This is a genomic window from Thalassotalea mangrovi (assembly GCF_005116735.1).
Classification (GTDB): Bacteria; Pseudomonadota; Gammaproteobacteria; order Enterobacterales; family Alteromonadaceae; genus Thalassotalea_A; species Thalassotalea_A mangrovi.
In genome coordinates, this window is sequence record NZ_SWDB01000028.1 from 42,058 (window position 1) to 54,848 (window position 12,791).

At 48.0% G+C, this 12,791-nt stretch carries 14 protein-coding genes; 1 reads left to right on the forward strand and 13 read right to left on the reverse strand.

The window, feature by feature from the left end; translation table 11 throughout:
* Nucleotide 1 precedes the first annotated feature (1 nt).
* The 12 genes from ribD to trmJ form a co-directional block, all read right to left on the reverse strand.
* Nucleotides 2–1,132 (reverse strand): bifunctional diaminohydroxyphosphoribosylaminopyrimidine deaminase/5-amino-6-(5-phosphoribosylamino)uracil reductase RibD, encoded by a 1,131-nt coding sequence (gene ribD, locus E8M12_RS11475; RefSeq protein WP_281277716.1) that lies wholly within the window; start codon nt 1,130–1,132, stop codon nt 2–4.
* Between the two features lie 48 nt (nt 1,133–1,180).
* Complete coding sequence (gene nrdR, locus E8M12_RS11480; protein ID WP_136736288.1) at nt 1,181–1,636, reverse strand: transcriptional regulator NrdR; 456 nt, start codon at nt 1,634–1,636, stop codon at nt 1,181–1,183.
* A gap of 168 nt (nt 1,637–1,804) precedes the next feature.
* The gene (gene glyA / locus E8M12_RS11485; protein WP_136736289.1) at nt 1,805–3,061 is read right to left on the reverse strand and encodes a serine hydroxymethyltransferase; all 1,257 of its coding nucleotides are present in this window, start codon (nt 3,059–3,061) and stop codon (nt 1,805–1,807) included.
* A gap of 123 nt (nt 3,062–3,184) precedes the next feature.
* Nucleotides 3,185–3,523 (reverse strand): ISC system 2Fe-2S type ferredoxin, encoded by a 339-nt coding sequence (fdx, locus tag E8M12_RS11490; RefSeq protein ID WP_136736290.1) that lies wholly within the window; start codon nt 3,521–3,523, stop codon nt 3,185–3,187.
* A gap of 2 nt (nt 3,524–3,525) precedes the next feature.
* Nucleotides 3,526–5,388, reverse strand: coding sequence for a Fe-S protein assembly chaperone HscA (hscA, locus tag E8M12_RS11495; RefSeq protein WP_136736291.1), 1,863 nt, complete (start codon nt 5,386–5,388; stop codon nt 3,526–3,528).
* A 16-nt stretch (nt 5,389–5,404) separates the two neighbouring features.
* Nucleotides 5,405–5,932, reverse strand: coding sequence for a co-chaperone HscB (gene hscB / locus E8M12_RS11500; protein WP_136736292.1), 528 nt, complete (start codon nt 5,930–5,932; stop codon nt 5,405–5,407).
* A 25-nt stretch (nt 5,933–5,957) separates the two neighbouring features.
* Nucleotides 5,958–6,281, reverse strand: a complete 324-nt coding sequence (gene iscA / locus E8M12_RS11505; protein ID WP_136736293.1) for an iron-sulfur cluster assembly protein IscA — start codon at nt 6,279–6,281, stop codon at nt 5,958–5,960.
* A 13-nt stretch (nt 6,282–6,294) separates the two neighbouring features.
* On the reverse strand, nt 6,295–6,678 hold the full coding sequence (gene iscU / locus E8M12_RS11510) for a Fe-S cluster assembly scaffold IscU (RefSeq protein ID WP_136736294.1): 384 nt from the start codon (nt 6,676–6,678) through the stop codon (nt 6,295–6,297).
* Between the two features lie 25 nt (nt 6,679–6,703).
* Complete coding sequence (locus tag E8M12_RS11515) at nt 6,704–7,918, reverse strand: IscS subfamily cysteine desulfurase (RefSeq protein WP_136736295.1); 1,215 nt, start codon at nt 7,916–7,918, stop codon at nt 6,704–6,706.
* Between the two features lie 28 nt (nt 7,919–7,946).
* A complete protein-coding gene (gene iscR, locus E8M12_RS11520; protein WP_136736296.1) occupies nt 7,947–8,453 on the reverse strand; it encodes a Fe-S cluster assembly transcriptional regulator IscR in 507 nt (168 codons plus the stop codon).
* A 163-nt stretch (nt 8,454–8,616) separates the two neighbouring features.
* Nucleotides 8,617–9,420, reverse strand: a complete 804-nt coding sequence (gene cysE, locus E8M12_RS11525; RefSeq protein ID WP_136736297.1) for a serine O-acetyltransferase — start codon at nt 9,418–9,420, stop codon at nt 8,617–8,619.
* 33 nt (nt 9,421–9,453) lie between these two features.
* Entirely contained in the window at nt 9,454–10,218 is a 765-nt protein-coding gene (gene trmJ / locus E8M12_RS11530) for a tRNA (cytosine(32)/uridine(32)-2'-O)-methyltransferase TrmJ (protein ID WP_136736298.1), read from the reverse strand.
* Between the two features lie 353 nt (nt 10,219–10,571).
* On the opposite strand from trmJ, the gene suhB reads away from it, so the two are divergent.
* Nucleotides 10,572–11,378 (forward strand): inositol-1-monophosphatase, encoded by an 807-nt coding sequence (suhB, locus tag E8M12_RS11535; protein ID WP_136736299.1) that lies wholly within the window; start codon nt 10,572–10,574, stop codon nt 11,376–11,378.
* Nucleotides 11,379–11,449: 71 nt separating this feature from the next.
* Here suhB and E8M12_RS11540 read toward each other — a convergent pair whose 3' ends face one another.
* Entirely contained in the window at nt 11,450–12,775 is a 1,326-nt protein-coding gene (locus tag E8M12_RS11540; RefSeq protein WP_211245034.1) for a M24 family metallopeptidase, read from the reverse strand.
* Nucleotides 12,776–12,791: the final 16 nt, after the last annotated feature.

Here is a 12,791-nt window from a genome sequence, read left to right on the forward strand (position 1 = left end):
CCTATTCATTGGCAAAACTGGCACGAATACGAATATCCGGACCAATTTTACGAATATCTTTGATGGTAAGATGTTGTGCCTGATCCAGTTTTTCAAGCCCTGGAAGTGCCAGTAAACTGATCGCGTCGGCGCCCATCAACTTAGGAGCCTGGTATAACCATAGCTCATCAACCAGTGCAGCCTGAATAAACGCTGACGCCAGGTTGCCGCCAGATTCGAGTAACAGGTTATTGATTTCCATCTGCCCGAGAACGGGAAGAAGTTGCTGCAGGTCAACCTTGCCATTGGCATCGCCTTCGACATCAATTACCTGCACGTGCTCTGGCCACTCGGGCTCGGCCTGCAATTGATACTGACTGCGCACGATTATAATTTTTGATGCCTGAGAAAACAGCGCAAGCTGCGGATGCAATCGATAACGGCTATCGATAATAACCCGAATCGGCTGCCGCAGGTTATCTGGCTCCACATACTGTTGTCCAAACCCCAGCTCATCGTAACGCACGCTAAATCGCGCATCATCAACCAATACTGTATCGGCGCCAGAAATAATAGCACAGCTTGTGGCGCGCAGCCGTTGCACATCCTGGCGTGACTGGCTGGAAGTAATCCATTTACTTTCACCACTTTTCATCGCGATCTTACCATCCAGTGAGCTTGCTAATTTACAAATCACTCTTGGTAATCCGGTTTGCATGCGCTTAATGAATCCGGCATTTAACTGCTGTGCCGATTCCTCCAGCAAGCCACATTGAGTCGCTATCCCAGCCTCTTCCAGTAACTGTATGCCACGGCCACTGACCTGCGGATTCGGATCCTGCATCGCAATGATGACTCTTTTGACGCCAGCATCAATCAAAGCCCGGGCGCATGGAGGAGTTCGTCCATAATGGCTGCAAGGCTCCAGGGTAACGTAGGCCGTCGCTCCCTGAGCCCGTTCCTGTGCCATCGCCAGGGCGTTCACTTCCGCATGCCCCTGCCCCGCTTTGACATGATATCCTTCACCGACGATTTGCTGCTCGTTTACTAATACGCAGCCAACCATAGGATTTGGTGACGTGGTGTAAGTTCCCCACCTAGCCAGCTCTATCGCTCGTTGCATGTATTTATAATCGTCGTTGTTAAAACTCACAATCAGGCTCTATCGATAAGAAGTTAAATAAAGGCAATACCGTTAAGATTAGTCACTGTCACCAAGGCGGGCGATTTCTTCACCAAACTCGCGGATATCTTCAAACGAACGATACACGGAGGCAAAGCGTATGTAGGCAACTTTATCGAGCTTTTTCAATTCTTCCATGATTACATTGCCGAGCATTTCCGAAGATACTTCCCGCTCGCCGGTCGCGCGAAGTTTAGACATAACATGGTTAATCGATGCTTCAGTCTGTTCAATACTCACCGGTCTTTTTTCAAGCGCCCTTAACAGACCATTACGAAGCTTGTCTTCATTGAATGGCTCTCTGGAGCCATCGCGTTTAATGATCCTTGGCATCACCAGTTCTGCAGTTTCAAACGTAGTAAAACGTTCCGAGCAATGCAAACACTGACGGCGGCGGCGAATTTGATGGCCATCGGCAACCAGTCGCGAATCAATCACCTTAGTATCATTGGCAGAACAAAACGGGCAATACATGGGTTTCCTCGGCTTAAGGTATTATTATTGGTCAGTCCTGCGGCAAAAAAAATGGCCGCACAGAGCGACCATTTTAATCGAATCATCTAAAGATTGCGACGATTAACCTTGATTATACCAATCACATTAAATTATTACTCACTCAGTGAGAATTTAATGTGAATGGTATTATGCATAAACCGGGAATTTCGCACAAAGTGCTTTCACTTTTTCCTGCACGTCATTGATGGTTTGTTCATTGTTGATATCGTCAAGAATGTCGCAAATCCAACCGGTCATTTCGCGAGTTTCCGCCTCACCAAAGCCGCGACGAGTAATAGCCGGGGTACCCAGGCGCAGACCTGAGGTCACGAATGGTGAACGCGGATCGTTAGGAACCGAGTTTTTATTCACGGTAATGTGGGCTTTACCCAGTGCCGCATCGGCATCTTTACCGGTAATGTCTTTATCAATCAGGTCTAACAACAACAGGTGGTTCTCAGTGCCATTCGATACCACTTTGTAGCCACGCTCCTGTAACACCGCAACCATGGTTTTAGCGTTTTCTAACACTTTTTGCTGATAATCTTTAAACTCAGGCTGTAACGCTTCTTTAAACGCTACGGCTTTTGCCGCGATCACATGCATCAATGGACCACCCTGGCCACCCGGGAATACCGCGCTGTTAAGTTTCTTGTAGATGGTTTCATCATCACAACCTGAAATGATCAGGCCACCACGTGGACCGGCCAAGGTTTTATGGGTTGTGGTAGTGACGACATGTGCATGAGGTACCGGGTTTGGATACAGACCGGCAGCAACCAGGCCAGCAACGTGAGCCATGTCTACCATAAAGTAGGCACCAACTTTGTCAGCGATTTCACGCATCCGGGCCCAGTCAACGATACCTGAATACGCAGAAAAACCGCCGATGATCATTTCTGGTTTGTGCTCTTGTGCCAGACGCTCAACTTCTTGGTAATCGATTTCGCCAGTTTCAGGATGCAAACCGTACTGAATGGCTTCGTATAACTTACCGGAAAAGTTTACATGCGAACCATGAGTCAGGTGACCACCATGGGCAAGGCTCATTCCCAATACCTTTGCACCTGGTGTTACTAACGCCTGAAATACCGCAGCATTGGCTTGCGAGCCGGCGTGTGGCTGAACATTTGCATAGGTTGCACCGAATAATTCACAAGCACGGTCAATCGCCAGTTGCTCAGCTTTATCGACATACTCACAACCACCGTAGTAACGCTTGCCTGGATAACCTTCGGCATATTTATTCGTTAACTGTGAACCCTGAGCTTCCAGAACGCGGGGACTGGTATAGTTTTCAGATGCAATCAATTCGATATGCTGTTCCTGGCGGACAACTTCATCAGCCATGGCCTGATATAACTCAGGGTCGAAATCTGCGATATTCATATCACGAGTGAGCATGGTTATTCCTCTGTTTTAAAGGTGGTTTCTGAGACGACAGATTAATTATCAGGCCGCTATTTTGCCCTAACATAACAAGGATGTCATTACTGATTCTTTAACGACACCCGATTAATTCGCTGATTAGTGGTTTTCACTTACCATGTTCACGGTGTATTTTGGAATTTCAACAACCAGGTCTTCATCGGCGATTACCGCCTGGCAACCGAGGCGTGATTCCGGATCCAGACCCCAGGCCTTATCCAGCATATCATCTTCAAGTTCGTCACTTTCTTCCAGGGAGTCAAAACCTTCACGAATGATCACATGGCAGGTCGTGCAGGCACAGGACTTTTCACAGGCGTGCTCAATATCGATGTGATTCTTAAGAGCCACATCGAGCACGGTTTCCCCGGTATTACCTTCTAAGACGGCTCCTTCCGGGCACAACTCATCATGGGGAAGGAAAATAATTTTTGGCATTGTTAAACCTCATCTACCGAATGCCCTGCTAGTGCCGTCTTGATGGAAGAATCCATACGACGTTCTGCAAAGCTGGCTGTAATTGTATCGACATCTTTGATGGCCTGTTCAATCTGGGCAATATCCGATGTCTGACTGATTTTCGTTAATTGCGCAAGGGCATTTTCAATCGCCGCAAGCTCATCATCCGTTAACAGGGCATTACCATCCTGTTGCACTGCCGCTTGTACGGCTTCAACCACGCGCGCCGCTTCAACTTGCTGCTCTTTAAGCATGCGAGCCTGAATATCGCCTTTGGCATGGGTGACACTTTCCTTCAGCATTTTGATAATGTCGCCCTCTTCCAGGCCAAAGGAAGGCTTCACTTCAATCGATGCTTCGACGCCGGTGGATTTTTCCATGGCGCTGACACTTAGCAAGCCATCGGCATCCACTTTAAACGTCACCCGAATGTGCGCAGCTCCTGCCGCCATGGCTGGGATGCCCCGCAATTCAAAGCGAGCCAGGGAGCGGCAATCTTCGACTAACTCTCGCTCGCCCTGCAAAACATGCACCGCCATCGCCGTTTGTCCATCTTTGAACGTAGTAAACTCCTGCGCTTTGGCAACCGGGATGGTTGAGTTTCGAGGAATGATTTTCTCGACCAGACCGCCCATGGTTTCAAGACCCAGCGATAAAGGCGTTACATCCAGTAGCAGCATCTCACTATCCGGCTTATTACCGGCTAATACATCAGCCTGGATAGCAGCACCGATCGCAACCACTTTATCTGGATCAATGGAGGTCAAAGGCTGACGTTTAAAATAATCACCGACCTGTTCACGTACCAGGGGCACTCGGGTAGATCCGCCCACCATTACCACTTCATGGACGTCGCTGGTACTAACGCCAGCATCTTTTAACGCCCGGCGACAGGCCCGCAATGTCTTGCTCACCAGCGGCATGATCAGTTCATTGAGTGTTGCTTTGCTTAGCTCAAGGGTTAAGGTTTGTTGCTGATGGTTGATCACCACCTCAACACTATCCTGTGAGGATAATAATTCTTTGGCGCGACAGGCCTGCTCCAGTAATTGCCGCTCAAGTTGATGTGAAAGCGGTCGCTGCAGCTCAAATTCGCTGACCAGATAATCGACAATGGCATTGTCAAAATCATCACCACCCAGGGCCGAATCACCGCCCGTCGACAGCACTTCAAATACGCCTTTATTCAGACGTAGGATGGAAATATCAAACGTGCCACCGCCTAAATCATAAACGGCGATAACCCCTTCCTGTGCGGAATCCAGACCATAAGCGACCGCCGCAGCGGTGGGCTCATTCAACAAACGCAGGACTTTAACCCCGGCAAGGGTTGCGGCATCTTTGGTGCTTTGACGTTGAGCGTCATCGAAATACGCCGGAACGGTAATCACTACGCCTTCGAGATCCCCACCTAACGCTTGCTTAGCTCGTTCCACCAGTGTTGATAGCACTTCGGAAGAGACCTGCACCGGATTAATGTCACCTTGCACGGTGGCGATACTAGGATGATCCTCATTACCGCTAAAGGTATAAGGTAAATTAGGATATTTTTGCTTGATATCCGCCAGTGATCGCCCCAACAGGCGCTTGGCTGAAACAATGGTATTTTGTGGGTCTTCGATGGCCAGTGCCTTGGCGCTGTCACCAACCAGGATTTTGTCCTGCTGATAACTGACAATTGACGGCAGAATATCCCGACCTTCTGCGTCCGTTAAGGTTTTTGGTAAACCACTTTGAACGCTGGCGACCAGTGAGTTGGTGGTACCCAGGTCGATACCTGCAGCCAGTCGATGTTGATGGGGAACCGTGCTTTGACCCGGTTCTGCAATTTGTAATAACGCCATAATCTGTTCTTAATAATTAATCGTCGAATAAAGTATCTTCTATGCGCTCAAGTTCAATATATAACTTTTGATAAAACTTAAGTTTGCGCAGAACCTCACCGGCCTGCTGGTTGGCCGTATCGCTGTGTTGCCCGAGCAGCTGTTCAAACTCCTGCCAAAGCTGGCGCGATTGAATATCCAGGGTTTCTTCTGCAGACATAAGCGCAGTATCGATGTCTTTGGCAAATTTAATCTCCGCCAGCATTTCCCGCAGTTCCATTTGTACCATCAAAAAGTCCACATCCTGGAATGTAGACTGTTCTTCCGGCAGTTCGGTATTACGCAGTTGTAACAGATACTCGCCGCGCTTTACGGGATTTTTCAACGTTTGATACGCATCGTTGATTTGTGAAGATTTTTGCACCGCCAACATTTGATCCTGGCTCGATGAATGCGCAAAACGGTCCGGGTGGACCGTTTTTTGTAAAGCCTGGTATGTGGTTGCCAGCGAGGTTAAATCAATCGAAAAATCGGCCTCTAAACCAAATAATTCAAAGTAATTCAATAGGGGTCACCGTGGGTGGTTGGTATTAAACGTTGAAGCTCTCACCACAACCACATTCGCCTTTGGCGTTCGGGTTGGTGAACTGAAAACCTTCGTTCAGGCCTTCTTTTACGAAGTCCAGCTCGGTACCTTGTAAATAAGCCAAAGACTTGCTGTCGATGATGACATTAACATCATCGACTTCAAACACTTCGTCATCGGCATTAAGTTCATCGACGAACTCAAGCACATAGGCAAGACCTGAACAGCCGGTGGTTTTAATGCCCAAACGCAATCCTATCCCTTTGCCTCGATTAGCCAGAAAAGATTTTACTCGTTCAGACGCCGCCGCCGTCATAGTTACAGCCATGTTTTACTCCGAATTACTCTTTGTTTTTTGCGCGATAATCGTCGATAGCTGCCTTGATAGCGTCTTCCGCTAGAATCGAGCAATGAATTTTCACCGGCGGTAACGCCAGTTCTTCAGCAATCGCGGTATTTTTGATCTCCGCGGCTTCCTCAATAGACTTGCCCTTTACCCATTCGGTAACCAGGGAGCTGGAAGCAATTGCTGAACCACAACCATAAGTTTTAAACTTGGCGTCTTCAATGATGCCTTTGTCGTCAATTTTAAGTTGTAATTTCATCACGTCACCGCAAGCCGGTGCGCCTACCATACCCGTTGCAACCTTAGGATCGTTTTTGTCGAACGAACCTACATTGCGTGGATTTTCATAATGATCAATAACTTTGTCACTGTAAGCCATAATAAACCCCTTTGAGACACTAACGTTAGTGTGCTACCCACTCCACTTTGTCTAAATCTACACCGTCCTGGAACATTTCCCACAATGGTGACATATCACGTAAATGTGTGATCGCCTTGCGAATCAGCTCAATGGCATAATCCACTTCTTCTTCCGTGGTAAAACGTCCAAAACTGAAACGAATTGAACTGTGTGCCATCTCATCATTCAGGCCCAGGGCACGAAGTACGTACGAAGGTTCCAAACTTGCCGATGTACAGGCTGAACCGGAAGATACCGCCAGGTCTTTTAATGACATGATTAAAGACTCGCCTTCAACGAAGTTGAAACTGACGTTCAGGTTGCCCGGATAACGCTGATTGAAATCACCGTTGACAAACACTTGTTCCAAATCCTTGATGCCCGCCATCATGCGATCTCGCATTGCCGTAACGTGTTCAAGGTCTTGCTGCATTTCTTCTTTGGCTATGCGGCAGGCTTCACCCATGCCAACAATCTGGTGCGTTGGTAAGGTACCACTGCGCATGCCACGCTCGTGGCCACCACCGTGCATTTGCGCTTCCAGGCGAATACGCGGCTTACGACGCACATATAAGGCACCAATCCCCTTAGGACCGTACATCTTATGAGCAGAGAACGACATTAAATCGACTTTCAGTTCCTGCAAATCGATTGGAATTTTACCAGCACTTTGCGCAGCATCGACGTGAAAAATAATTTTGCGGGCACGACACAGTTCACCGATGGCGGCAATATCCTGAATCACACCGATTTCATTGTTCACATGCATGATGCTGACCAGTACCGTATCGTCGCGCATCGCCGCTTCTAATTTAGCCAGGTCGACCAGGCCATTAGACTCAGGGTCCAGATAGGTCACTTCAAAGCCTTGACGCTCCAGTTCACGACAGGTATCCAAAACCGCTTTGTGCTCGGTTTTGCAGGTGATAATGTGCTTACCTTTTTTCTGATAGAAACGCGCCGCACCTTTGATCGCCAGGTTGTCAGATTCGGTTGCACCCGAAGTAAAGACGATTTCGCGCGGGTCAGCGTTGATCAGGTCAGCAATTTGATTACGGGCAATATCGACCGCTTCTTCTGCCTGCCAACCAAACTTGTGAGAACGACTTGCTGGGTTACCGTAAGTACCGTCAGTCGTCAGGAATTCCATCATTTTTTCAGCAACACGCTTATCAACCGGTGTTGTTGCTGAATAATCAAGATAAATAGGTAATTTCATTAATAAGTTGCCTCTGCTAACGCTGGATTTACCATTCGTTAATAATGCTTCTGGTTGAAATCAAAGTGCCGACTTGCTTATCTTCACTATGCAAAGAATGTTCGAGATCCTGTCGCTTCGCCACTTTTTGCACATCACCCTGGTTAACCAGTTCCGACAAGGTGATGCCACTTAAAAATTCTGCAATCCGATTACTCAGGTCACTCCACAAATTGTGGGTCAGGCACTGATGTCCGCTCTGGCAATTGCCTTTGCCATGACATTTGGTGGCATCAACACTTTCATCAACAGCATTAATGACATCAGCGATAGCAATCTCGGCACTGCATCGTCCCAGGCGATAGCCGCCACCAGGACCTCTGACACTGCAAACCAGCCCCTGTTTGCGTAATCGGGAAAATAATTGTTCAAGGTAAGACAGGGAAATTCCCTGGCGTTCAGAAATATCTGCCAAAGGAACCGGGCCCTGTTCAGCATGAATGGCTACATCAAGCATCGCTGTTACCGCGTAGCGGCCTTTGGAAGTTAATTTCATGGTGTTACCTTTGAGTCGCTGCAAACGCGCAGACTGAAAATCCTGGCCGGAAACCTTATTTTTCGGTTGCCGGCTAGCATTGCAGCGCGCATTTTACTTATCCTAGTAAAATAGTCAACTAAATACCTTAGTATTTTACTCAAGTATTAGGGGAAGGGTCAAATTATATTTTCGGATCAAAGGAGTCCTGGGCGGCTTTGCGGCGTTCTGCCGCGGCTTTTTCATCCTCGCTGAACTCGCGCACATGCAAAGGCGGCAGCTCTTCTTCACAGACCTTGCCCCCCACATGATTAACCGCAATCGTCACTTCCCGCAGCTTATTATCCAGTAACTGCACATGGTCAAGTAGACGGCCAATGGCTTTGGCAACCGGATCCGGGTTGTCGGCCGAAACAGCATAGGCATCAAAGCCATATTTTTTCGCCATTTCCTGGCGTTGCTGGTGTTGAGGGTCATTGCTGCTGACGATGCGTCCGGGAATACCAACGACGGTGGCGCCTTCAGGAACATCCTTTACCACCACGGCATTAGAACCGATGCGGGCACCATCTCCTACATTGAGCGGGCCAAGTACCTTGGCACCGGCACCAATAACCACATTATTCCCCAGGGTCGGGTGCCGTTTGCCTGCTTTCCAGCTGGTACCGCCAAGGGTAACACCATGGTAGACGGTGCAGTCATCACCAATTTCAGCAGTTTCACCAATGACAATGCCCATACCATGATCGATAAAAAAGCGACGGCCAATGGTTGCCCCGGGATGAATCTCGACCCCGGTAAACCAGCGAAATAGTGTCGATAAAAAGCGCGCCAGCCAGCGCAGTTTATGCTCCCATAACCATTTGGTCAGACAATGTCCCCATATGGCATGTAAACCGGGATAATTGAACAAGACTTCCAGTGCATTGCGTGCCGCAGGGTCACGATCAAATACACTGTTAATATCTTCTTTTATTCGTTCAAACATAAACTTTCCTGTGACCGACATTAGCCGGCTTGGTTAATCCTTACTAGCATTGGCAACCGTTTTGTCAATGGAAGCAAGAATGCCGCGTAGCATTTTCAACTCTTTACCATCCGGACGAGCACGATTAAACAGACGGCGTACTTTGGTCATGATCAAGCCCGGGTGCTTAGGCACGATAAAACCAGTGCCCTGCAATGACTTTTCAAAATGCTGGTAAAAACGTTCGGTTTCTTCAACTAACGGATATTGAGTATCATCGTCTTCGTTAATATCGACCTGAGATTGTTCAACATTATGGGCTGCGGATTGATCATCGAGATAATTCATCCGAATTTCATAACTCAGAGTTTGCACCGCCATAGCCAGGTTCAGGGAACTGTATTCTGGATTCGCTGGTATTGCCACATGATAATGACACAACTGTAACTCATCATTGGTTAAGCCACTGCTTTCACGGCCAAACACCAGGGCCACCGGATATTGTTTGCCTTCTTCAACCATTTTCTTACCACAACTGCGCGGTTCGAGCATTGGCCATGGTAAAGTACGGGAACGAGCACTGGTGCCAACCACCAGACCACAATCTGAGATGGCTTCCTCTAACGTGCTAACCACAGTGGCGTTGGCTAATACATCGGTTGCACCAGCCGCCAGAGCCTGCGCCTGACCGTTGGGCATCTCCATTGGGTCGACCAGCACCAGGTTGGTCAGCCCCATGGTTTTCATAGCACGTGCCGCCGAACCCATATTGCGACAATCGGAGGTGTTAACTAACACGATTTTTACGTTTTCTAACATTGAGTTAATCTAAATTTTTTCGGTCATCAAATTTGCCGGCAATAGTACCATAAAGTGGCGCTGGAATATGAAATTTTCCACGAAATATCCAATATTCTATCCGCCTCGCTGCGTTTTAATAATAATAGTTAATTCTTGCTAAGTGTCAGCGGTTCTAAGGACAATCAACCTTTGCACTTCGCATCGAGCAAAATGGTAAGAACTAAACTATAGTTTTGCCAACTGGGATGGGTCGCCAGACCATCGGTTAACAAGGCAATTTTAAGTATCAGTTTTTGTTCGCAACCGCTTATGCTTTCTGGTATGATGCGCGCCGCTTAAAATTGTTCTTTTAAAAATTGGGGTAGTCATCTATGCATCCGATGCTAAACATCGCTGTGCGCGCAGCGCGCAGTGCCGGTAACGTTATCTCGCGTGCCTTCGAACAACTGGATAAAGTTGAAGTCGAAGCCAAAGGCAGCAATGATTTTGTTACCAATATTGATAAACAAGCTGAAAACATCATTAAAGATATCATTCTGAAATCTTACCCGGATCACGCCATTATCGGCGAAGAGAGCGGGCTGACAGCAGGAAAAGATAGCGATTATCAGTGGATTATTGATCCTCTTGATGGCACCACCAATTTTGTTCGCGGCATTCCGCACTTTGCCGTATCTATTGCGCTAAAAGTAAAAGGTAAACTGGACCAGGCGGTGGTTTATGACCCCATCCGTGGCGAACTGTTTACCGCCAGTCGTGGTAAAGGCGCTCAGTTAAATAATGTTCGTATTCGGGTAAAAGGCGGCAAAGACCTGTCTGGCAGCATTCTCGCAACCGGTTTCCCGTTTAAACAAAAACACAACACCGATGCCTACCTGGCAATGTTTTCCGAACTGTTTGCGAAAACGGCGGATATCCGTCGTGCCGGTAGCGCTGCGTTAGATCTTGCTTACGTTGCGGCTGGTCGTATGGATGGTTACTGGGAGCTTGGTTTAAAGCCATGGGACACCGCTGCCGGTGAATTACTGGTGATCGAAGCTGGTGGCCTGGTGACTGACTTTGTTGGTGGTCACCAACACAGCGCCAGTGGCAACCTGGTCGCTGCCAACCCACGCCTTATCAAACAGATTTTGACGGACATCCGCCCTCACCTTACCCCGGCGATGAAAGCAAAATAATATCCTTCGTTTGACTCAATTGAACGAGATTTTCTGTACAAAAGGGAGCCCATTAGCGCTCCCTTTTTTATTTATTCAATCAATATTAGTTGCTCCTGGCGGGGATAAAGATACTCAACCTTTTCACCATCAAACCAGGCATCTTCCTCCAGCATAATACGAATCTCACGCTGCCATTCCGGGATATAGCTTGTCACGTTTAATTCGATGGCATAAGCGGTATTGGCGTGCAGTGGCCACTCCCCAGAACCGGGTAAAAAGCTTTGATTGTCCCACATGCCAATACTGGTTCCCGCATTGTGACCATATGGGCCAATCGGGTGCGAATAAATGCTTGGCTTCAGCCCTAAAGCAACCGCCTTAGCGCGCACCGATTGTAATAATTGATTACCTGTAACACCGGTTTTAAAACTGTTGGTGAGCAATGCCTGCAGTTGGTTGCCCTGCGCTAAAGCCTGTTTCAGGCCTTGAGGGGCGTCTTTTTCGCCAGGCGCCAACACATAAGCATGTTGCTGGATATCGGTATTTAATCCGAGATAACTAATGCCAAAATCAACGTGCAACAAATCACCATGACCAATCACCGTTTCAGCATTATCTTTATCTTTGCGTTGTAGCGACACACTTGGCTGGAACCAGGTCGTCAGGCCGTAATCATTAACCGTCTGCCTCAGCCACCAGACAATATCTTCGGTCGTGGTGACGCCGGGTTTGATGACTTGTGAAGAAAATGCGGTATTGATTATCGCCTTGGTAAGTTGCACCAGGTTCTGATAATGCTTAATCTCACTCGCTGTGCGAGTTTCCAGCCAGGAAACCGCTAACGGTTGTGCTGAGACCAATTTTTTCTGCATCTCTTTTGGCAGGTTAGCCAGTAATAACTGCTTGTCGGTTACCACCAGGCCATCGGCGAGGCCAATATGCTCAGATTGATTAATGGCTATCGACCCGACATTAAACCTGGCGATCAATGCCACCAATGCCGCGAATTGACTGCTATGCTCGTTAGCATCCCAGACATTCTGGTAGAATTCACCGACATCATATCTACCCAGTGAATAGGTATGAACGTTTTCAGGCTGTAAGGGATCACGGATAAACGCCAGCATGGTACGCCGCCGCGCATGCAACCAGTCGGCTGGTAACAGGGTCTTTAAAATGGGGTCTTCGTTATATTCGCGAGAGACGATTAGCCACATATCGATATTTTCGCGCTTCATCAGCCCAGGCAAAATGATATCGAGGCGCTCCACCAATAACTGGTCTTTGCGCAATGCCTGCTGTTTAATACTGCCCACTAAGTTGGCGGCAAGTTGCTCCAGCTCAGTCGCTTTCTCGGTTATCGACGCCTCTGTACTTTGCGCTTTAGTAACACAAACCACTAACATCAATAACATGGCCGCAGCTCTGCTG

What these genes read in the sequence shown, in the direction of transcription:
- nrdR (WP_136736288.1), bottom strand. Translation starts at nt 1,636, where the DNA reads ATGTATTGCCCGTTTTGTTCTGCCAATGATACTAAGGTGATTGATTCG.
- trmJ (WP_136736298.1), bottom strand. Translation starts at nt 10,218, where the DNA reads ATGTTAGAAAACGTAAAAATCGTGTTAGTTAACACCTCCGATTGTCGC.
- E8M12_RS11515 (WP_136736295.1), bottom strand. Translation starts at nt 7,918, where the DNA reads ATGAAATTACCTATTTATCTTGATTATTCAGCAACAACACCGGTTGAT.
- hscA (WP_136736291.1), bottom strand. Translation starts at nt 5,388, where the DNA reads ATGGCGTTATTACAAATTGCAGAACCGGGTCAAAGCACGGTTCCCCAT.
- cysE (WP_136736297.1), bottom strand. Translation starts at nt 9,420, where the DNA reads ATGTTTGAACGAATAAAAGAAGATATTAACAGTGTATTTGATCGTGAC.
- suhB (WP_136736299.1), top strand. Translation starts at nt 10,572, where the DNA reads ATGCATCCGATGCTAAACATCGCTGTGCGCGCAGCGCGCAGTGCCGGT.
- fdx (WP_136736290.1), bottom strand. Translation starts at nt 3,523, where the DNA reads ATGCCAAAAATTATTTTCCTTCCCCATGATGAGTTGTGCCCGGAAGGA.
- glyA (WP_136736289.1), bottom strand. Translation starts at nt 3,061, where the DNA reads ATGCTCACTCGTGATATGAATATCGCAGATTTCGACCCTGAGTTATAT.
- iscR (WP_136736296.1), bottom strand. Translation starts at nt 8,453, where the DNA reads ATGAAATTAACTTCCAAAGGCCGCTACGCGGTAACAGCGATGCTTGAT.
- iscU (WP_136736294.1), bottom strand. Translation starts at nt 6,678, where the DNA reads ATGGCTTACAGTGACAAAGTTATTGATCATTATGAAAATCCACGCAAT.
- E8M12_RS11540 (WP_211245034.1), bottom strand. Translation starts at nt 12,775, where the DNA reads ATGTTATTGATGTTAGTGGTTTGTGTTACTAAAGCGCAAAGTACAGAG.
- iscA (WP_136736293.1), bottom strand. Translation starts at nt 6,281, where the DNA reads ATGGCTGTAACTATGACGGCGGCGGCGTCTGAACGAGTAAAATCTTTT.